Raw genomic sequence first — 19834 nt, 5'->3', positions numbered from 1 at the left:
GCGCACGCCTCCCGCTCATCTGATCACCTGTCGTCCCCACTCCTATCCCCGTCCTCAGCGGGCCGCAACCTCCGGCGCCAGTAATCTCCTGAGACATCCCAGGCATCTGGAACGTTCCGGGCCAAGACTCCCCTGTGAGATACCCAACTCCCCTGCGATTTCCCGGTATGTCAGGTCCTCCGGTGAGAGCAGGGCCTCCATCAGCCGGGGGCAGCGGCCCGGGAGGCGGCGCACGGCCTCGCGCAGCGCCCGGCCACGGGCCGCGGTGAGGGCGAGCTGTTCGGGGTCGCGGTCCCCCTCGTCGACCGGTTCACCGGTGTACGGCCGTTCGAGGCGGCTCGTTCGACGGGTGCGACGCACCTCGGAACGGACGGCGCGGCGCAGCCACTGCTCGGGGTCGGGCGGCGGCCCTTCGGCGTCGAGCCGCTCCAGCAGACGGAGCCAGACCGCCTGCTCCAGGTCACCCGGCTCGGCTCCGGCGGCATATGCCTCGGCGGAGGCCTCGGCGGCGAGCAGCGGGTGCAGGGCGGTGACCAGGTCGTGCGTCATATGCGGAGCGACGCGACCGCCCGGGTGACGGGTTGCCCGGGCGGCCGAAGCTCACTCGACCGGGGGGTGTGAGCCCGGATGTTGACGCGGCTCAGCCGGTGAAGTCCTCGCGGGCCAGCAGCCCCGTGTCGGGCTGGTCGGTGAAGACGCCGTCGATGCCCGTCGCGAAGTACGCCTTGTAGGCACCGAAGACATCGCCGTAGGCGTCCGGGTCCGATCCCTTGCGGAAGTCGGCGGGCAGGAAGGGGTTCTCGTTGCGCATGGTGTAGGGGTGCAGGACCAGGCCCACCCTGTGCGCGTCGGAGACGAGCGGTGTCGGCTTGGTGAGCCTGCCCTGGGCGTCACGCGGGACGACCAGGTCCAGGGTCGGGCCGATGCCCTGCGCGTAGGAGGCGATCTCCCTGAGGCCGGCCGGCTTGACCAGGTCGGCGACCGTGCGCGGGTCGCCGGTCTCGACGAAGTCCCAGGGTCGGGAGCCCGCCGAGGACAGCAGGACGACCAGCGGGTTGTCGACGAGCTTGTGCAGGCGCTGGATGCTGGTCGGCTCGAAGGACTGGAGGATGACCGGGGAGGTGCGCCGGTCCTTGCGGTACTTGCCCAGCAGCTTGGCGACCCGCTCCTCCAGGGGCAGGCCCTGCTTGCGGAAGTAGGTGGGGTGCTTGAGCTCGGGGTAGATCCACACCTGCTTGCCGCGCTTGCGGGTCTGCTCGTCCTGCCACCTGAGGACCTCTTCGAAGGTGGGGATCTCCCAGCGGCCGTTGTAGAGCGTGTTGTGCGGGCGATTGGCCGGGATGCGCTCGACCGCGCGCAGCGTCTTCAGCTCGGCGAGCGTGAAGTCCTCGGTGAACCAGCCGGTGGTGGAGACGCCGTCGAGCAGCTTGGTCTTCTTGCGGCCGGCGAACTCGGGGTGGTCCGCGACGTCCGTGGTGCCGCCGATCTCCGGCTCGTGACGGCAGACCAGGTGCCCGTCCCTGGTCGGGACCAGGTCTCCCGCCTCGACGATGTCGGCACCCAGGTCGAGGGCCAGCTGGTACGAACCGAAGGTGTGCTCGGGGCGGTAGCCGCTGGCGCCGCGGTGGCCGATGATCGTCGGCTTGGGCAGGCTCTTGACTCCGCCGTGTCCGCCGCCGTGCCGGGCGCTGTCGGCGCGCGCCGTGCCGGCCATGCCCAGGACCGCTCCGCCGGCGCCGAGCACCGCTGCGCCGAGCAGGGCCCGCCGCCCGGTGCTACTCGTTTCTTCGTTCGACTCCCGCGTTCCCATGAGCGCCCTCTCTGCCGGTTCGGCTCGTCCGTGCGCGCCGATCGTAGGGGCGCGTACATGACGAGTGGGAGACCCCGGGCGGAACACGCGGGCGATGTCGGATGTCGTAGTGGCTGGTGAGGAGGACGAGTTGACGGTTCGTCGTGTCTGTTCGATTCGACCCAGCCGTTCTGGGAACGCGTGCGGTGGGCCCCCGGGGCGACGTGCGTCACAGCATGTCGGCCGCGTTTCGCGGCGTCGGCGGTGCGCCACCGCAGGTAAACGCGCGTCAACAGTGCGTAAGGCCTCGGTGAAGTCGCCGTGCCCGATGTGCGCGATGGCCGGGGCCACGAGTATCGTCCTCACCTGCACAGACTCATACAGAACCCCTTGACACCGGAGGGTCCGTTGTCCCGCTTCGTGCTCATCAAGGCAGTGCTCGGCCCGATCATGCGCCTGATGTTCCGCCCACAGGTGGAGGGTGCGGAGCACATTCCCGGTGATGGCCCGGTCATCCTGGCCGGCAACCACCTGACGTTCATCGACTCGATGATCCTGCCGCTGGTCTGCGACCGTCAGGTCGTCTTCATCGGCAAGGACGAGTACGTCACCGGCAAGGGGCTCAAGGGCCGGCTGATGGCCTGGTTCTTCACCGGCGTCGGCATGATCCCGGTGGACCGGGACGGTGGCCGGGGCGGTGTCGCCGCGCTGATGACCGGGCGGCGCGTGCTGGAGGAAGGCCGCATGTTCGGCATCTACCCGGAGGGGACGCGGTCGCCCGACGGCCGGCTGTACCGGGGGCGGACGGGGATCGCGCGGCTGACCCTGATGACGGGGGCGCCCGTGGTGCCCTTCGCCATGATCGGCACGGACAAGTTGCAGCCGGGTGGGGCCGGCCTGCCCCGTCCCGGAAAGGTCACGGTGCGGTTCGGTGAGGCGATGGAGTTCTCCCGGTACGAGGGGATGGACCGGGACCGCTACGTGCTGCGGGCCGTGACCGACTCGGTGATGGCCGAGGTCATGCGGCTGTCCGGGCAGGAGTACGTGGACATGTACGCGAGCAAGGCGAAGGAAGCGGCGTAGGTTTTCCGGGGCGCGGGCGGGCTCGGGCTGCCGGGCCGTGGGCCGTGGGCGGCTGCGGGTTGTGGGGGCTGGTCGCGCAGTTCCCCGCGCCCCCGAGGGCATGAACCCCACGGCATGAGGTGCATGCAGCCCCGTGACCGCCCTCGCGTAGTTCCCCGCGCCCCCAAGGGCATGAACCCCACGGCATGAGGTGCATGCAGCCCCGTGACCGCCCTCGCGCAGTTCCCCGCGCCCCCAAGGGCATGAACCCCACGGCATGAGGTGCATGCAGCCCCGTGACCGCCCTCGCGCAGTTCCCCGCGCCCCCGAGGGCGTGGACCTCACGCGGGTTCCGTTGTGCCGCCTTCCAGCTTCTGGCCCCGCAGCAGGAACCACGCCGCCACCGCCGCTGCCAGCAGGACCGCCGCGCCCGCGCCCGCTGCCAGGGCCAGGCCGTCGACGAAGGACGTGCGGGCCGCGTCCAGCATCGTGGCGGCGCTGTGGGCGGGCATGTGCGCCGCCGCCTCAGCGGCGCCGCCCAGCGACTCGTGGGCCGCGGCCGGTGTGCCCGCGGGGCCTGTGAAGCCGCGGTAGACGCCGGTCACGATGGAGCCCAGCGCGGCGATACCGAGCGCGGCACCGAGTTCGTACGCCGTCTCCGACACGGCGGACGCGGAGCCCGCGTGCTCCTTGGGCACGCTGGAGAGGATCACATCGGCGGTCACGGTGAACGAGAAGCCGGCGCCGACGCCGACCACCAGCAGCGCGATCCCGAGCAGCGGGTAGCCGGTGGACTGGTCGAGCACCGTGAGCACGGCCAGCGCGAGGCCGATCGCCGCGAGCCCCCCGGAGACGACGGCCCGCACCGAGAAACGCCGGGCCGCACGCCCCGCCACCAGTCCGGCCACCACCGCACCCACGGCCGCGGGCAGCTCGGCCAGCCCGGCCTCGAACGGCCGCCTGCCCTGGACGAGTTGCAGGTACTGGGACAGGAAGAACACCAGCCCGGACAGGCCGAGAATGGTCAGCAGATCGGCGAGCACCGCCCCGCTGAAGCCGCGGTGACGGAACAACCGCATGTCCAGCAGCGGCATCGGCAGCCTGAGCTGACGGCGGACGAATCCGTACAGGGCGGCCGCGCCCAGCAGCCCCGCGGCCAGGGTGCTCCACCCGAAACCGTGGGTGGCGGCCTCCTTGATCGCGTACACCACGCCGATCATGCCGACCAGCGACAGCACGACACTGGCCAGGTCCCAGGGACCGGGGTCGGCGGTGCGCGACTCGGGCAGCAGCTTGATCCCGACGAGGACCAGGACGGCCATCACGGGCAGGTTGATCAGGAAGACCGAGCCCCACCAGAAGTGCTCCAGCAGGAACCCGCCGACGATCGGACCGACGGCCGTACCGGCAGAGGCGGTGGCGCCCCAGATGCCGACGGCGAGGCTGCGCTCGCGCGGGTCGTGGAAGAGGTTGCGGATCAGGGCGAGCGTGGCCGGCATCAGGGTCGCGCCGGCGACGCCGAGCAGCGCCCGGGCGACGATCATCATCTCGGGTGTCGTGGCGTAGGCGTTGAACACGGATATCGCGCCGAACGCCGTGGCACCGATCAGCAGGATCCGCTTGCGGCCGATCCGGTCGCCGAGGCTGCCCATGGAGACGAGCAGACCGGCGATGACGAACGAGTAGACGTCGCCGATCCACAGCAGCTGGGTGCCGGATGGCTTCAGGTCCTCGCTGATGTAGGGGGTCGCGAGACCGAGGACGGTCGCGTCGACGGCCACCAGCAGCACGGCGAGCACGAGGACACCGAGCGCGAGCCAGCGGCCCGGGCGCTCCACCGCCTCGGTGGTCTTCGCCGACTGCAGGGTGCTGGTCATGATTCCTCTCTTCTGAGTGCGCCGCCGAGCAACAGCTCGACGATCATGTGCTGGAAGTCCTTGGGGGCGCCCTTGCCGCTGTGCACCATCCAGGCGCCGGAGGCCATCAGGCCGTACAGCGCCTCGGTGAGCCAGGCGGGCGTGAGGTCGATGCGGAATTCACCGCCGAGCTGGCCGCGCCGGAACAGGGCGGAGATCCGGTCGTCTATCCGGGTCCAGCCCGCGTTCAGCTCCTCGCCCTCGAAGAGCTGGTTCTCGGAGTAGAGGAACGCGAGCAGCCCGGCGGCGGGCTCGATGGCCGCGACCAGTCGGCGTACGGCCTCGCTCGCCGTGCCCTCGTCGAGCCGGGCGGCGTCCAGCGCGGCCTCGCACTCCGCGATGCCCAGCGACTCCAGCGCGCGGACGAGGGCGTCCCGTCCCGCGAAGTGGCGGTGCAGTGTGGCCCTGCTGATGCCGGCGGCTTTGGCGACCTCGTCCATGGTCGCGGTGGATTTGCGGGTCAGCAGGGCCGCGGCGGCGCGCAGCACGTGCTCAGGATCGACAGCCATGAGACAAACATAAACCATATGAGACACAGATGTCTCACTCAGGGCATGCGTGACTCACGGCTGTCGTGCTGGTGCAGCTGATGGGGTGATCAGTGCCAGGGCAGCTGCGCGCGCCTCTCCCAGTACGTGTGCGGCTCCTCCACCAGCGTGGCGAGGCGGGTGAGCTGGTCGTCGTCGAGGTCGACGACCGCCGCGTGCAGGTTCGAGGCGAGCTGGTTGGTGGTGGCGGCACCGGACAGGACGACACCGGCCCAGGGCTGCCTGAGGATGACGGCCAGGGCGACGGCGTCGCAGCCCAGCCCGGCCTGGTCGGCGACTTCCCGCAGAGCGTCGGGGGCGTGCGGTCCGGCGAGCCTGCCGTTGGCCATGCCCTCCTTGACGATCACGGTGAGTCCGGCGTCGTGGGCCTCGGCGAGGGCGGGGGCGGCGGAGGTCTCCAGCGCGTTGTACGTGGACTGCACGGTACGGAAGAGGGGTTCGCCGTCGACCGTCACGGCGAGGGCCGCGCGGATCGCGTCGGCCTGGGTGGGGCCGCTGGTGGAGAAGCCGACGGTGAGGCCCTGCGCGGCGGCTTCGGCGAGCCTCGCGTGCAGTTCCTTGTCGGTCAGGGCCGGGCTGTCCGGGGTCACCGAGTGGATCTGGTAGAGGTCGAGCCGGTCGCCGAGCAGGGCGTCGCTCTCCGCGCGCTGCCGTTCGTAGGTGGCGAGGGTGTGGTCCTTGACCTCGTGCTTCTCGGCGTCGGTGGACCAGTCGGCGGTGTAGGTGTAGCCCCACTTGCTGCCTACGACGATGTCGTCGAGGCCGGGCCTGTCCTTCAGCCAGTCGGCGAGGAACTCCTCGGAGCGGCCGTAGGAGCGGGCCGCGTCGAAGTAGCGGACGCCCTGGGCGTAGGCGGCGTCGAGGAGTTCGTGGGTGCGGTTGCGGAGCGTCTCGACACTGCGGTCGTCTCCGAGGTCCTCGTCCCGGCCGAGGTTGATGTAGCCGGGGCGTCCCACGGCGGCGAGGCCGAGGCCGATGTGGCAGGTGGGGGTCGTGGCGTTCGCGAGACGGGCGAAGGGCATCGCTGGCTCCGTTCGGTCGGCGGCTGACGACCAACGTAACCCGCGATGACCTTCGTCTCTGAGCTCGACCGTTGCGGTGTTTCGGCGAGTACGGGCCGCGTGCGCCGGTCCGCGCAGTCCCCGCGCCCCTGAGGTCGAGCCTCAGGCCTGCTTCTTGGCCACCGCCCACTCGTGCTGGGCCGCCACGTCGGCCTTCACTTCTGCCAGCTGGACGGCGACCGCGCTCGGGGCCGTGCCGCCCCTGCCGTTGCGGGAGGCGAGGGCGCCGGGAACGTTCAGGACCGTGCGCACCTCGGGAGTGAGGTGGGCGGAGATCTTGGCGAACTGTTCGTCGGTCAGGGCGTCCAGTTCCTTGTTCTCGGACTCGGCGACCTTCACGCACTCGCCCGCCACCTCGTGGGCCACGCGGAACGGCACGCCCTGCTTCACCAGCCACTCGGCGATGTCCGTGGCGAGGGAGAAGCCGGCCGGGGCCAGTTCCTCCATGCGATCGCGGTGGACGGTGAGGGTGGCCATCATGCCGGTGAAGGCCGGGAGCAGGACCTCCAGCTGGTCGATGGAGTCGAAGACCGGCTCCTTGTCCTCCTGGAGGTCGCGGTTGTACGCGAGCGGGAGGGCCTTCAGCGTGGCCATCAGGCCCGTAAGGTTGCCGATCAGGCGGCCCGACTTGCCGCGGGCCAGCTCGGCGATGTCCGGGTTCTTCTTCTGCGGCATGATCGACGAGCCCGTCGAGAACGCGTCGTGCAGGGTCACGAAGGAGAACTCCTTCGTGTTCCAGATGATGACCTCCTCGGCGATCCGGGAGAGGTTGACGCCGATCATCGCCGTGATGAAGGCGAACTCGGCGACGAAGTCCCGGGAGGCCGTGCCGTCGATGGAGTTGCCGGCCGAACCGTGCTCGAAGCCGAGGTCCTTGGCCACCGCCTCCGGGTCCAGCCCGAGGGAGGAGCCGGCCAGGGCGCCCGAGCCGTACGGCGAGACGGCCGTGCGGGCGTCCCACTGACGCAGCCGCTCCGCGTCCCGGGAGAGGGACTGGACGTGGGCCAGGACGTGGTGGGCGAACAGGACGGGCTGGGCGTGCTGGAGGTGCGTGCGGCCGGGCATCGCCACGTCCGGGTGGGCCTCGGCGAGGCCGATCAACGCGTCCTGGAGCTCGGCGATCAGGCCGCCCAGGATCCGGGCGTGGTCCCGCAGGTACATGCGGAAGAGGGTCGCGACCTGGTCGTTGCGGGAGCGGCCGGCGCGCAGCTTGCCGCCGAGGTCGGGGCCGAGGCGCTCCAGCAGGCCGCGCTCCAGGGCGGTGTGCACGTCCTCGTCGGCGATCGTGCCCACGAAGGAACCGTCGGCGACGTCCGCCTCGAGCTGGTCCAGCCCGGCGATCATGCGGGTCAGCTCGTCCTCCGTGAGCAGGCCCGCCTTGTGCAGCACGCGCGCGTGGGCACGCGAACCGGCGATGTCGTACGGCGCGAGCCGCCAGTCGAAGTGGACGGACGCGGACAGCTTCGCCAGGGCCTCGGCGGGACCATCGGCGAAACGGCCGCCCCAGAGCCGGACGTCACCGCTGTTGCTGCTCACCTGCGCGCTCCTCACGGGGTGTGGATGTGCCTCACCATCATGCATGAGTATGCAGACCGCTGCATGATGCGTCAATTCAGTGGGGTCGACGGGCGTCTTCCGGTCACGCGGAGGGAATTTGAAGATCCTTTGAACACGGGAAACCGCTTACCCGTATCTCTCGCCGAACGCAGGCGCCGCGTTACGACACCGACGACACCACGACCCCCTAGTGAGGCATCCGCATGTCCAGGGCTCTTCCGAAGTACAACAAGCGTCGCGTCACGTTCATCGGCGGCGCCGCCGCGGTGGCGCTGTCCGGCACGGTGATCGCCGGCTTCGCCCTCGCCGGGGAGACGCCCGACAGCGGCGCCAAGAACGCCCGGACGCTGGCCGGTCCCGGCACCATCACGTGCCCGGACGTCCGCTCCAAGCTCCCCGCGGTCCCCGCCTCCGCCAAGGCCGAGGTCGACCGCAACCTCACCCTGCTCAACACCCAGATCCAGGAAGCCAACAAGCGCCTGGTCGACACCGTCGGACAGGGCGGCCCCAACTTCGTCCAGAACGCCATCCTCGGCCCCCTCAAGGACAAGCGCGTCTCGACCGTCAACCGCATCGCCACCGCCATCGGCCGGACCGCCGCGAAGCCCCAGGGGCTGGACTCCCTGGCCGCCTGCACGCTGAACGCCGCGGGCACCAACGCGGGCGGCGGGGCGGCCGGCAAGCCGCAGGCGGGCGGCAACACCGGCAACGCAGGTAACGCCGGCAACGCAGGGAATGCAGGGAACGCCGCCGCCGGCACGATCACCTGCCCCGACGTCCGCTCCAAGCTCCCCGCGGTCCCCGCCTCCGCCAAGGCCGAGGTCGACCGCAACCTCACCCTCCTCGACACCCAGATCCGGGAAGCCAACACCCGCCTGGTGAACACCGTCGGACAGGGCGGCCCCAACTTCGTCCAGAACGCCATCCTCGGCCCCCTCAAGGACAAGCGCGTCTCGACCGTCAACCGCATCGCCACCGCCATCGGCCGGACCGCCGCGAAGCCCCAGGGACTGGACTCCCTGGCCGCCTGCACGCTCAACAAGTGAGGTGACAGGCGCTGTGGCCGCCCCGTGGGAGCGCCGGCCGGGGCGGCCGCGGCAGACGTCCGCACGCGGGGTCCGGCAGAGGTGACCGGACCCCGCAATTCCTTAGACAGTCGAACGATCTACGGCCATAATCGTTCGACATGGGAAAGACTTACGAGCGCATAGACGGTCGGCTCCGCACGTTCATCGAGGCACAGCCGGTCTTCTTCACCGCCACCGCGCCCCTGGCCGCCGACGGCACGGTCAACCTCTCCCCCAAGGGCCTCACAGGCTCCTTCGCGGTGCTCGACGAGCTCACGGTGGCCTACCTCGACTTCGCCGGTTCCAACGCCGAGACCATCGCCCACCTGCGGGAGAACGGGCGGATCACCCTGATGTGGTGCGCCTTCCAGGGCCCGCCGAACATCGTCCGCGTGCACGGCAGGGGTGAGCCGGTCTTCCGTGACGATCCCCGCTTCGGGCAACTGCTCACGCACTTCCCGGACATCGACCCGGCGCGGCACGGCCTGCGCGCGGTCATCGTCGTCACCGCCGAGCTCGTGCGCGACACCTGCGGTTACGGGGTCCCCTTCATGGCGTACGAGGAGGACCGGGACCTGCACGGCAAGCGGTTCGCCCGGGAGGACGACGCCTCGCTCAGCGCGTACTTCAGCAAGAAGGAGCACATCGCCACCAGCCTGGACGGACTACCCGGGCTGCCGTTGCCGCTGCCGCCCTCTACCGTCTGAGGCATGCGCCCCGGTGCCGTCGCCCTCGCCGTCTCCTCCCTGGTCGTGCTCGGCGCCGGGCCGGCCGCCCCCTTGCCGCCGCTGCCGGCCCGGATGGCGGACACCGGCGGCGGCACCCAGCTGATCACCGCGGTGGCCCCGAAACGGGCCTCGACGACGGGCACGGTCACCTGGTGGGACCGCGAGGACGGGCGCTGGGTCAAGAGGGGCTCCGCACCCGCCCGCTTCGGAGCGAACGGACTCACCGCGGGCGCCACTCGCAAGCAGGGCACGAACACCACGCCCACCGGCATCTACGGCCTGCCGTACGCCTTCGGCATCAAGGCCGCGCCGCGCCGGACGGCGTACACCTACCGCCGGGTGCACCAGGATTCCTGGTGGTGCCAGGACAACGACTCCCGGTCCTACAACCGCTGGAGCGAGCCGCGTGCGGCCGACTGCCGGGCCGCCGAGTCCGAGCACCTGATCACCTACACCGTGCAGTACGCGCACGCGCTCGTCATCGGCTTCAACTACGAGCGGCCCGTGCGGGGGCGCGGTGCGGGCATCTTCCTCCATGTCAACGGCCGGGGCGCGACGGCCGGTTGTGTCTCCGTGTCCAAGAAGGCGATGCGGCGGATCCTCGTGTGGGCCGACCCCGCGCGGCGGCCGCACATCGCCGTCGGCACGCAGAGCGGGAGCACGGCCGTCACCCGCCTGTGAGAGGGGGGAGCCCGCGTGAGCATGACCAGCGGTCACTCCTGTCCGCACCCGACTCGGTGCACGACTGAACACTCCCGTGTCGCGGTCCGTATCTGTGGGCCAAGGGTCAAGTCCCCACGGAGGAACCGTGACCACCACGCTCGCAGGCGGACGTGCCGCCCGCCGCCAGACGATGCGCCGCATCCGCCCGCGCCGCTCCCCGGCCGTTCCGCTGCTGATCGCCCTGTGGGCCGGTGCGGCGGCCGTGCTGTGGCTGTGGTGGGACAACACACCGTCCCTCGCCGACAACGCGAGCAAGATCCTGGCCGCGGGCCGGATCACCGGTCTGCTCGCCGGTTACCTCATGGCGCTGGTGGTGCTCCAGATGGCGCGGGTGCCCGCGCTGGAGCGCCGGGTGGGCACCGACCGGGTCGCCCGCTGGCACGCCATGACCGGCCGTTACACGCTCTGTCTGGTGCTGGCCCACGTCTTCCTCACCATGTGGGGCTACGCGCTCCAGGCGGGCAAGGGGCTCGGCGACATCGTCCAGCAGACGACGGACTCCATCAACCAGCTGCCGGACATGGGCAAGGCCGCCATCGGCACGGGCCTGCTGTTCCTCATCGGGATCCTGTCGATCGGCGGAGTGCGCCGTCTGATCGGCTACGACACCTGGTACCACGTGCACCTGCTCACCTACGCCTCGGTGTACATGACGTTCTGGCACCAGATCACGACCGGCAACGAGTTCGCCGTCGAGCCGGCCGCGAAGACCTTCTGGTACGGGCTGTACGGCGTGGTGACCGCGCTGGTCGTCTGGTACCGGATCCTCACCCCGATCCGGCTGAACCTGCGGCACCGCATGCGCGTCGCGGCCGTCATCGAGGAGACGCCGGGGATCGTGTCCGTGCTGATCAGCGGACGCAAGCTGCACCGGATGGGCGCGGAGGCCGGGCACTTCTTCCGCTGGCGGTTCAAGGCGCCGGGCATGCGCTTCAGTTCGCACCCGTACTCGCTGTCGGCGGCCCCCCGCCCGGACATGCTGCGCATCACGGTCAAGGCGATCGGTGACCACACCTCCCGGCTGCGGGATCTCGAGCCCGGCACCAAGGTGTGGGCCGAGGGCCCGTACGGTGCGATGACCGCGCAGCGCCGCAGCCGCGGCAAGGTCCTGCTCGTCGCGGGTGGTGTCGGCATCACGCCGATGCGGGCGCTGTTCGAGACGCTGCCGGGCGCGTCCGGCGACATCACCCTTCTCTACCGGGCCAACACCACCCAGGACCTGGCGCTCTGGGGCGAACTCGCCAAGATCGCCGACGAACGCGGCGCCCGGCTGATGTACGCGGTCAACAGCCCGGAGGGGGAACGCCCGGACATCTCCGCGGAGTCCCTCCAGCGGAAGATCCCGGACATCGACGACCACGACGTCTTCATGTGCGGGCCGCCCGGTTTCGCGCAGTCGGTCTACGAGGCACTGCGCGGAGCGGGAGTACCCGCCCGCCGCATCCATCACGAGTCGTTCGAGATGTGAGCGACGGGATACCAACGGCCCTTCAGGAGTTTGGGAAACGATGAGGAAGTCTCACCCCGTCCGGCGTGCCGTGCTCGCCGGCGCAGCCACCGTCTCCGGGATCGTGCTGCTGCTGTCCCTGAAGCCGGCCTCCGACCCGGGGTCCGCCCAGGCGGCGGGGCAGGCACCGCCCGCGGCGGCCGGGCAGGCACCGCAGGGCGGCGTGAACGGCGCTGTCACCGGTGACGCGGCGCAGACGCAGTACGGCGCGGTGCAGGTCCGCCTGACCATGAGCAACGGCAAGATCACCCAGGCGGAGGCGGTCCAGGCCCCCAAGGGCGGCCGCAGCGACCAGATCACGGCGAGCTCGGTGCCGCGCCTGAACCAGGCCGTGGTGGCGGCGCAGAGCGCGGAGATCGACGCGGTGTCCGGGGCGACGTACACCAGCGCCGGCTACAAGAAGTCGCTCCAGTCGGCCCTGGACAAGGCGAAGGCGTCGGCCGGAGCGCAGCAGGGTTCGGGCGGCGCGCAGACGCTGACCGGCGATGTGGCGCAGACGCAGTACGGACCGGTGCAGGTCCGGGTGACCGTCGCCGGCGGGAAGATCACCAAGGCCGAGGCGATCCAGGCCCCCAAGGGCGGCCGCAGCGACCAGATCACCTCCTCCTCCGTCCCCCGCCTCAACCAGGCGGCCGTGGCGGCCGGAACCGCGGACATCGACGCCGTGTCCGGGGCCACCTACACCAGCGCCGGCTACAAGAAGTCGCTCCAGTCGGCGCTCGACAAGGCGCCGGCCCAGGGCGGCTCCTCGCAGGCCGCGGGTTCGGGAGGCGGCCAGGCGAAGACGCAGACGCTGACCGGCAGCGTGGCGCAGACGCAGTACGGGCCGGTGCAGGTCCGGGTGACCGTCGCCGGCGGGAAGATCACCAAGGCCGAGGCGATCCAGGCCCCCAAGGGCGGCCGCAGCGACCAGATCACCTCCTCCTCCGTCCCCCGCCTCAACCAGGCGGCCGTGGCGGCCGGAACCGCGGACATCGACGCCGTGTCCGGCGCCACCTACACCAGCGCCGGCTACAAGAAGTCCCTGCAGTCCGCGCTGGACCAGGCCGGTGGCTGACACGGTGGCCGACCCCGCACAGGCTCCCGCCGCGGTACGTCATGCCGAGGAGACGATGGGGACCGTCTTCTCCTTCGACGTCCGCGGCGGGGAACCGGCCGCCGTGCGCGCGGCCCTGGACGAGGCCGTCGCCGGGTTGCACCGGGTCGACGAGGTGTTCAGCACGTACCGCGAGGACAGCCAGATCTCGCGCCTGCAGCGCGGCGAGGTGACCGTCGCGCAGTGCGCTCCCGAAGTCGCCGAGGTGCTGGAACTGGCCGCTGAGGCCGAGCGGCTGAGCGACGGCTGGTTCAGCACGACGTACCAGGGGCGCCTCGATCCGACCGGCATCGTGAAGGGCTGGGCGGTCGAGCGGGCGGCGCGGCTGCTGGCGGACGTGCCCGGGGTGTGCGGGGTGAACCTGAACGGCGGCGGCGACGTGCAGTTGCTCGGGACACCGGGCGGGCAGCGGCCGTGGCGCGTGGGCGTGTCCGACCCGTTGCGGCCGGGGGGTCTCGCGGCGGTCGTCTCGGCGGCCGGGGTGGCGGAGCTGTCCGTGGCCACGTCCGGTACGGCGGAGCGGGGAGACCACATCGTGGACCCCCGTACGGGCCGTTCCGCCGTGACCGACCTGGTCGCCGTGACGGTGGTCGGCCCCCGGCTGACGTGGGTGGACTGCTGGGCGACGGCCGCGTTCGCGATGGGCTCGCGGGAAGGCCTGGCATGGCTGGAGTCCCTGCCCGGGGTGGAGGCGCTGCTGATCACGGCCGGGGATGAGGTGCGGTGCACCGGGGGGTTGGCCGCGAGGCTGGGGTGAGTCGTGGCCGGGGCCGGCCGAGTCCGCAGCCCGGCGCAGCGGGGTGCCGCCCATGGGGGCGCCCCCCAGGCCCTTAAGACACCGGGGGAGGCACGACTACCCGCAGCTCAAGTGGACCGACCCAGGGTCGCGGGGAACTGCGCGACCGGCCCCACACCACCCGCACACACCCACACACACCTCCACGGCCCTCAGGGGCGCGGGGAACAGCGCGACCAGCCACGCACCACCCGCACACACCCACACACACCGCCACGGCCCTCAGGGGCGCGGGGAACTGCGCGACCGGCCACACACCACCCGCACGCACCCACCACCGTCACCCCCGCGGCGTTCAGTGCCCGTTCTGCGCCAACCTCAGCAAATGATCGGCCAGCGCCTGCCCACCCGCAGGCTCCCGACTGATCAGCAGCAACGTGTCGTCACCGGCGATCGTCCCCAGAATGTCGTGCAGCTCGGCCTGATCGATGGCCGAGGCCAGGAACTGCGCGGCCCCCGGAGGGGTCCGCAGAACCACGAGATTCGCCGAAGCCTCCGCGGAGATCAGCAGCTCCTGTGAGAGCCGCCGCATCCGCTCCTCCTTCGCCGACCCGCCCAGCGGCGCCCGGGGCGTACGGAACCCGCCTTCGCTGGGCACCGCGTAGATCAGGTCGCCGTCGGAGTTGCGGATCTTCACCGCGTTCAGCTCGTCCAGGTCCCGGCTGAGCGTGGCCTGCGTGACGCTCAGCCCGTCGTCGGCGAGCAGCTTCGCCAGCTGGCTCTGCGACCGGACCGGCTGCCGGTTGAGGATGTCCACGATCCGGCGGTGGCGGGCGGTTCGGGTCTGCGGCACGGCGGGCCCGTTCGCCCCCGGCTGCTCGTGGTCCTGCGCCTGGCTCATCGTCGTCTCATTCCCCGGATCGTCCGTCCCCGCTTGCTGCCTGGAGGATGCCGGGCAGCGCCCCGAGGAACGCGTCCACCTCGTCGTCGCGCAGGTTCAGCGGCGGCATCAGCCGGACGACGTCGGGGGCGGGCACGTTCACCAGGAATCCGGCCTCCTGAGCCGCCTGGCGCACCTGGGGCGCGAGCGGCTCGGTCAGCACGATACCCAGGAGGAGTCCCGTACCCCGGACGAAATCGATCAACTGATGGCCGAGGCCCTCGATTCCGTCCCGCAACCTCTCGCTCTGCCGCTTGACGTTCTGCAGCAACCCCTCGTTCTCGATGGTGTCGAGGACGGCGAGCCCGGCGGCGCAGGCGACCGGATTGCCGCCGAAGGTCGTGCCGTGCTGGCCGGGCTGGAGCAGGTCGGCCGCGCGCCCGAAGGCGACGGTCGCGCCGAGGGGCAGGCCGCCGCCCAGCTGCTTGGCGAGGGTGACGACGTCGGGCAGGACGCCCTCGTGGGCCTGGTACTCGAACCAGTGCCCGGTCCGGCCGATGCCGGTCTGCACCTCGTCGAGGACGAGGAGCGCCCCGGTGGCGGCGGTGATGGCCCGGGCCGCCTTGAGATAGCCGGCGGGCGGGACGACGACGCCGAGCTCGCCCTGGATCGGCTCGATGATGACGAGCGCGGTCTCCTCGGTGACGGCGGCGGCCAGGGCCTGCGCGTCACCGAACGGCACGTGCGTGACGTCGCCGGGCAGCGGCAGGAAGGGCTCGCGCTTGCCGGCCTGGCCGGTGAGCGCCAGGGCGCCCATGGTCCGCCCGTGGAAGGCGCCCTCGGTGGCGACGACGTGGGTCCGCCCGGTCAGCCGGCCGATCTTGAAGGCTGCCTCGTTGGCCTCGGCGCCGGAGTTGCAGAAGAAGACCTTGCCGTCCCGGCCGAACAGGTTGAGCAGCCGCTCGGCGAGGGCGACGGTCGGCTCGGCCATGAAGAAGTTGGAGATGTGGCCGAGGGAGCCGACCTGCCGGCTGACGGCCTCGACGATCGCCGGGTGGGCGTGGCCGAGGGCGTTGGTGGCGATACCGCCGACGAAGTCGAGGTACTCGTTGCCGTCGGCGTCCCACACCTTGGTGCCCGCGCCGCGCTCCAGGGGCAGCAGCGGGGTGCCGTAGTTGTTCATGAGCGCGCCCTGCCACCGCTCGGCGTACTCCTGATGGGCGGTCATACGGCTTCCCCCTCTTGCTCGTCGGGCACGACCATCGTGCCGATGCCCTCGTCGGTGAAGATCTCCAGCAGGATCGAGTGCTGGACCCGGCCGTCGATGACGCGGGCGGTGGTGACGCCGCCCCGTACGGCGTGCAGGCAGCCCTCCATCTTCGGCACCATGCCGGACGACAGGTCCGGCAGCAGCCGCTCCAGCTCGGTCGCGGTGAGGCGGCTGATCACCTCGTCGCTGTGCGGCCAGTCCTCGTAGAGGCCCTCGACGTCCGTGAGGACCATGAGGGTTTCGGCGTCCAGTGCAGCAGCGAGTGCCGCAGCCGCCGTATCAGCATTGACGTTGTAGACATGTCCGTCGTCCTGGGAGCGGGCGATCGAGGAGACGACCGGGATGCGGCCGTCGGCGAGCAGGGCCTCGATCGCGCCCGTGTCGATCGCGGTGATCTCACCCACCCGCCCGATGTCGACCAGTTCGCCGTCGATCTCGGGCTGGTGCTTGGTGGCGGTGATGGTGTGCGCGTCCTCGCCGGTCAGGCCGACGGCGAGCGGCCCGTGCTGGTTGAGCAGCCCGACCAGTTCGCGCTGCACCTGACCGGCCAGCACCATGCGGACGACGTCCATGGCCTCCTCGGTGGTCACCCTGAGGCCCGCCTTGAACTCGCTGACGATGCCGTGCTGGTCGAGGGCGGCGCTGATCTGCGGTCCGCCGCCGTGCACGACGACGGGCTTGAGACCGGCGTGGTGCAGGAACACCACGTCCTGGGCGAAGGCGGCCTTGAGGTCCTCGTCGATCATGGCGTTGCCGCCGAACTTGATGACGACCGTCTTGCCGTTGTGCCGGACCAGCCAGGGCAGGGCCTCGATGAGGATCTGCGCCTTGGGCAGCGCGGTGTGCTTGCGTGTCGCTCCACTGCTCATGACGAGTACGCGCTGTTCTCGTGGACGTAGTCGGCGGTGAGGTCGTTGGTCCAGATGGTGGCGGTCTCGGACCCGGCGGCGAGGTCGGCGACGATGTGCACCTCGCGGTAGCGCATGTCGACCTTGTCGCGGTCCTCGCCGACCCCGCCGTTCTTGCAGACCCAGACACCGTTGATGGCGACGTTCAGCCGGTCGGGCTCGAAGGCGGCCTGCGTGGTGCCGATGGCGGAGAGCACCCGGCCCCAGTTGGGGTCCTCGCCGTGGAGGGCGCACTTGAGGAGGTTGTTGCGGGCGATGGAACGGCCCACCTCGACGGCGTCGTCCTCGGTCGCGGCGTTGATCACCTCGACCTTGATGTCCTTGCTGGCGCCCTCGGCGTCCCGGATGAGCTGCTGTCCGAGGTCGTCGCAGACCTGCCGTACGGCCTCGGCGAACTCCTCGTACCCGGGGGTGACTTCGGCCGACCCGGAGGCGAGCAGCAGCACGGTGTCGTTGGTGGACATGCAGCCGTCGGAGTCGACCCGGTCGAAGGTCGTACGGGTGGCCGCCCGCAGCGCCTTGTCCAGGACGTCGTTCTCCAGGTCCGCGTCGGTGGTGAGGACGACGAGCATGGTGGCGAGGCCGGGGGCGAGCATGCCCGCGCCCTTGGCCATGCCGCCGACGGTCCAGCCGTCCTTGGTGACGACGGACGTCTTGTGGACGGTGTCGGTGGTCTTGATGGCGATGGCGGCCTTCTCACCGCCGTGCTCGGAGAGCTGAGCGGCGGCCGTCTCGACGCCCGGCAGCAGCTTGTCCATCGGCAGCAGCACGCCGATGAGACCGGTCGAGCAGACGGCCACCTCGACGGCGCCCCGCCCGAGGACCTCGGCGACCTTCTCGGCCGTCGCGTGGGTGTCCTGGAAGCCCTTGGGCCCCGTACAGGCGTTGGCGCCACCGGAGTTGAGGACGACGGCGGACACCTGACCGCTCTTCAGCACCTGCTCGGACCACAGGACCGGCGCGGCCTTCACACGGTTGGAGGTGAAGACGCCGGCGGCGGCGCGGCGGGGGCCGGTGTTGACCACGAGGGCCAGGTCGGGGTTGCCGTTCTCCTTGATCCCGGCGGCGATGCCCGCCGCCGTGAATCCCTTTGCTGCCGTCACACTCACGGCGCAACTCCGATCGTCGTCAGCCCGGTGGTCTCGTCGAGCCCCAGGGCGATGTTCATGCTCTGGACGGCACCGCCCGCGGTGCCCTTGGTGAGGTTGTCGATGGCGCTGATCACGATGATCCGGCCCGCGGCCGCGTCGTACGCGACCTGCACCTGAACGGCGTTCGAACCGTGGACGGACGCCGTGGCGGGCCACTGTCCCTCGGGCAGCAGGTGCACGAACGGTTCGTCGGCGAAGGCCTTCTCGTAGGCGGCGCGCAGGGACTCGCCCGTGAGGCCGTCGGCGGCCTTGGCGCTGCACGTGGCGAGGATGCCGCGCGGCATCGGCGCGAGGGTCGGGGTGAAGGACACGGAGACCGGCGCGCCGGCGGCCGCGCTGAGGTTCTGGGTGATCTCGGGGGTGTGCCGGTGCACGCCGCCGACGCCGTACGGCGACATCGAGCCCATGACCTCGCTGCCCAGCAGGTGCGGCTTGGGCGCCTTGCCCGCGCCGGAGGTGCCGGACGCGGCGACGATCACGGCCTCGGGCTCCGCCAGGCCGGCCGCGTACGCCGGGAACAGGGCCAGGGAGACGGCGGTCGGGTAGCAACCGGGCACCGCGATGCGCTTGGACCCCTCCAGCGCAGCGCGGGCGCCCGGCAGTTCGGGAAGGCCGTAGGGCCAGGTTCCGGCGTGCGGTGAGCCGTAGAACCGCTCCCAGGCGGCGGCGTCCGTCAGGCGGAAGTCGGCGCCCATGTCGACGACGAGCACGTCCGGGCCGAGCTGCTCGGCGACGGCGGCGGACTGCCCGTGCGGCAGCGCCAGGAAGACCACGTCGTGGCCGGCGAGGACCTCAGGGGTGGTCTCCTGGAGCACTCGGTCGGCCAGGGGCAGCAGGTGGGGCTGGAGCGCACCGAGCCTCTGTCCCGCGTTCGAGTTGCCGGTCAGGGCGCCGATCTCGACCTCGGGGTGCGCCAGGAGCAGACGCAGCAGTTCTCCGCCCGCGTACCCACTCGCTCCGGCCACTGCCGCACGTACCGCCATGGAACCTCCTCCTAGAGGGCATGACTATACGTTTCATTGCACGTTTATGCAATCCCATACAGGGGCGGCTCGGCCGTCGCGCCGGCGTCCCGGGAAAACCGGCTTTGTCCTGACCATGACCACAGGGTAAGGTCCGCGGGCACATTTCAGGGGATCACGGTGGGTGGGGGAACATGACGGGGCAGATCGACGCGCCCATGAAGAGTCCGAACGCGTGGGGGCAGGCGCTCGCGGCAGTGGTGCTGGTGGGGGCGCTCGGCGCGGGCTTCTGGGGGCTCGCGAGAACGTCGTCCGCGGAGAGCGAGCCGAAGCCGGCCACCTGCTCCGAGGGCGAGACGCCGGCCACGAAGGGCAAGCACCTCTCCGGTGCGCAGTTGTGCGAGGCGCTGAACCGGTCAGACCTGGCCGCACTGCTGGGCACGCCGACGGAGATCTCGAAGACGGCCTCCGGCAGCGACAGCTCCATCGGGAAGATCGCCACCCCGCAGGCGCAGGTCGAGTTCGAGACGTACACCGTGACGCTCTCGGCGACCTACGACGACCTGCCGGTAGCCGGCTCGGAGGCGCAGCTCGGGGTGGACGCCGTCCGGCAGAAGATACTGGGCCGGCCGGGCGTGCTCTACTCGACCCGCACCATCAGCATCAGCTTCCGCCTCGACGGCGAGGACGCCGAGAGCGGCCCCGGCGTTCCGGCCCGGGCCGTGACCGTGGCGCAGGACGCGAAGGACCGGGGCGGCTCCCTCGACGTCACCCTGTGGCGCGCGGACGGAGTGGTACCGGACGACGCGGTGCTGCTGCGTGTCGCGGAGAAGGTCCTGCCCACGGTCCCGGGGTGGAAGTCCGGCGGGTGAC

19 protein-coding genes are annotated in these 19834 nt (G+C 71.1%); 8 read left to right on the top strand and 11 right to left on the bottom strand.

Features of this window, described 5'->3' with window-relative positions; all coding sequences use genetic code 11:
* Positions 1 to 54: 54 nt before the first annotated feature.
* Positions 55 to 549 carry an RNA polymerase sigma factor gene (locus tag ACZ7EG_RS31595; protein ID WP_471086332.1) on the bottom strand — a complete coding sequence of 165 codons (495 nt, stop codon included), beginning with the start codon at positions 547 to 549 and terminating at the stop codon, positions 55 to 57.
* Between the two features lie 91 nt (positions 550 to 640).
* Positions 641 to 1810: a glycerophosphodiester phosphodiesterase gene (locus tag ACZ7EG_RS31590; protein ID WP_471086329.1), complete on the bottom strand. Its 1170-nt coding sequence runs from the start codon at positions 1808 to 1810 to the stop codon at positions 641 to 643.
* Positions 1811 to 2197: 387 nt separating this feature from the next.
* Here ACZ7EG_RS31590 and ACZ7EG_RS31585 point away from each other — a divergent pair, with 387 nt between their 5' ends.
* A complete protein-coding gene (locus tag ACZ7EG_RS31585; RefSeq protein WP_344454500.1) occupies positions 2198 to 2872 on the top strand; it encodes a lysophospholipid acyltransferase family protein in 675 nt (224 codons plus the stop codon).
* Between the two features lie 320 nt (positions 2873 to 3192).
* Here ACZ7EG_RS31585 and ACZ7EG_RS31580 read toward each other — a convergent pair whose 3' ends face one another.
* From ACZ7EG_RS31580 to argH, 4 genes are all read right to left on the bottom strand, one after another.
* The gene (locus ACZ7EG_RS31580; protein ID WP_471086326.1) at positions 3193 to 4728 is read right to left on the bottom strand and encodes an MFS transporter; all 1536 of its coding nucleotides are present in this window, start codon (positions 4726 to 4728) and stop codon (positions 3193 to 3195) included.
* Positions 4725 to 5276, bottom strand: coding sequence for a TetR/AcrR family transcriptional regulator (locus ACZ7EG_RS31575; RefSeq protein ID WP_471086323.1), 552 nt, complete (start codon positions 5274 to 5276; stop codon positions 4725 to 4727). The genes ACZ7EG_RS31580 and ACZ7EG_RS31575 overlap by 4 nt, the downstream gene beginning before the upstream one ends.
* An 89-nt stretch (positions 5277 to 5365) precedes the next feature.
* Positions 5366 to 6337 (bottom strand): aldo/keto reductase, encoded by a 972-nt coding sequence (locus ACZ7EG_RS31570; RefSeq protein ID WP_471086320.1) that lies wholly within the window; start codon positions 6335 to 6337, stop codon positions 5366 to 5368.
* Between the two features lie 141 nt (positions 6338 to 6478).
* Entirely contained in the window at positions 6479 to 7912 is a 1434-nt protein-coding gene (argH, locus tag ACZ7EG_RS31565) for an argininosuccinate lyase (RefSeq protein ID WP_471086317.1), read from the bottom strand.
* A gap of 224 nt (positions 7913 to 8136) precedes the next feature.
* Between argH and ACZ7EG_RS31560 the strand changes: the two genes are divergently transcribed.
* The 6 genes from ACZ7EG_RS31560 to ACZ7EG_RS31535 all read left to right on the top strand — a co-directional run bounded on the left by ACZ7EG_RS31560 (position 8137) and on the right by ACZ7EG_RS31535 (position 13811).
* Complete coding sequence (locus tag ACZ7EG_RS31560) at positions 8137 to 8979, top strand: hypothetical protein (RefSeq protein ID WP_471086314.1); 843 nt, start codon at positions 8137 to 8139, stop codon at positions 8977 to 8979.
* A gap of 140 nt (positions 8980 to 9119) precedes the next feature.
* Positions 9120 to 9707 carry a pyridoxamine 5'-phosphate oxidase family protein gene (locus ACZ7EG_RS31555; RefSeq protein WP_471086311.1) on the top strand — a complete coding sequence of 196 codons (588 nt, stop codon included), beginning with the start codon at positions 9120 to 9122 and terminating at the stop codon, positions 9705 to 9707.
* Between the two features lie 3 nt (positions 9708 to 9710).
* The gene (locus tag ACZ7EG_RS31550) at positions 9711 to 10409 is read left to right on the top strand and encodes a L,D-transpeptidase family protein (protein WP_471086308.1); all 699 of its coding nucleotides are present in this window, start codon (positions 9711 to 9713) and stop codon (positions 10407 to 10409) included.
* 127 nt (positions 10410 to 10536) lie between these two features.
* Positions 10537 to 11919: a ferredoxin reductase family protein gene (locus ACZ7EG_RS31545; RefSeq protein WP_471086305.1), complete on the top strand. Its 1383-nt coding sequence runs from the start codon at positions 10537 to 10539 to the stop codon at positions 11917 to 11919.
* Between the two features lie 40 nt (positions 11920 to 11959).
* Entirely contained in the window at positions 11960 to 13015 is a 1056-nt protein-coding gene (locus ACZ7EG_RS31540) for an FMN-binding protein (RefSeq protein ID WP_471086302.1), read from the top strand.
* Positions 13008 to 13811, top strand: coding sequence for an FAD:protein FMN transferase (locus tag ACZ7EG_RS31535; protein ID WP_471086299.1), 804 nt, complete (start codon positions 13008 to 13010; stop codon positions 13809 to 13811). Before ACZ7EG_RS31540 ends, ACZ7EG_RS31535 begins: the two co-directional genes overlap by 8 nt.
* A gap of 334 nt (positions 13812 to 14145) precedes the next feature.
* Here ACZ7EG_RS31535 and ACZ7EG_RS31530 read toward each other — a convergent pair whose 3' ends face one another.
* Genes ACZ7EG_RS31530 through argC form a run of 5 tightly spaced genes read right to left on the bottom strand, consistent with a single transcriptional unit; the run spans position 14146 to position 18982 of the window.
* Positions 14146 to 14691: an arginine repressor gene (locus ACZ7EG_RS31530; RefSeq protein ID WP_359152930.1), complete on the bottom strand. Its 546-nt coding sequence runs from the start codon at positions 14689 to 14691 to the stop codon at positions 14146 to 14148.
* Positions 14692 to 14698: 7 nt separating this feature from the next.
* Positions 14699 to 15898 (bottom strand): acetylornithine transaminase, encoded by a 1200-nt coding sequence (locus ACZ7EG_RS31525; protein ID WP_471086295.1) that lies wholly within the window; start codon positions 15896 to 15898, stop codon positions 14699 to 14701.
* A complete protein-coding gene (argB, locus tag ACZ7EG_RS31520) occupies positions 15895 to 16809 on the bottom strand; it encodes an acetylglutamate kinase (RefSeq protein ID WP_471086292.1) in 915 nt (304 codons plus the stop codon). Before argB ends, ACZ7EG_RS31525 begins: the two co-directional genes overlap by 4 nt.
* Positions 16806 to 17957, bottom strand: coding sequence for a bifunctional glutamate N-acetyltransferase/amino-acid acetyltransferase ArgJ (gene argJ, locus ACZ7EG_RS31515; protein WP_471086289.1), 1152 nt, complete (start codon positions 17955 to 17957; stop codon positions 16806 to 16808). Before argJ ends, argB begins: the two co-directional genes overlap by 4 nt.
* Positions 17954 to 18982 carry an N-acetyl-gamma-glutamyl-phosphate reductase gene (gene argC / locus ACZ7EG_RS31510; RefSeq protein WP_471086286.1) on the bottom strand — a complete coding sequence of 343 codons (1029 nt, stop codon included), beginning with the start codon at positions 18980 to 18982 and terminating at the stop codon, positions 17954 to 17956. The genes argJ and argC overlap by 4 nt, the downstream gene beginning before the upstream one ends.
* 173 nt (positions 18983 to 19155) lie before the next feature.
* Between argC and ACZ7EG_RS31505 the strand changes: the two genes are divergently transcribed.
* Positions 19156 to 19833, top strand: coding sequence for a DUF6215 domain-containing protein (locus tag ACZ7EG_RS31505; RefSeq protein WP_471086283.1), 678 nt, complete (start codon positions 19156 to 19158; stop codon positions 19831 to 19833).
* The last annotated feature ends 1 nt before the right edge of the window (position 19834 follow it).

It is taken from the genome of Streptomyces sp. NPDC037100, from assembly GCF_055606225.1.
Note: the sequence above shows the minus strand (reverse complement) of the source record. Positions and strands in the feature narration are given on the sequence as shown.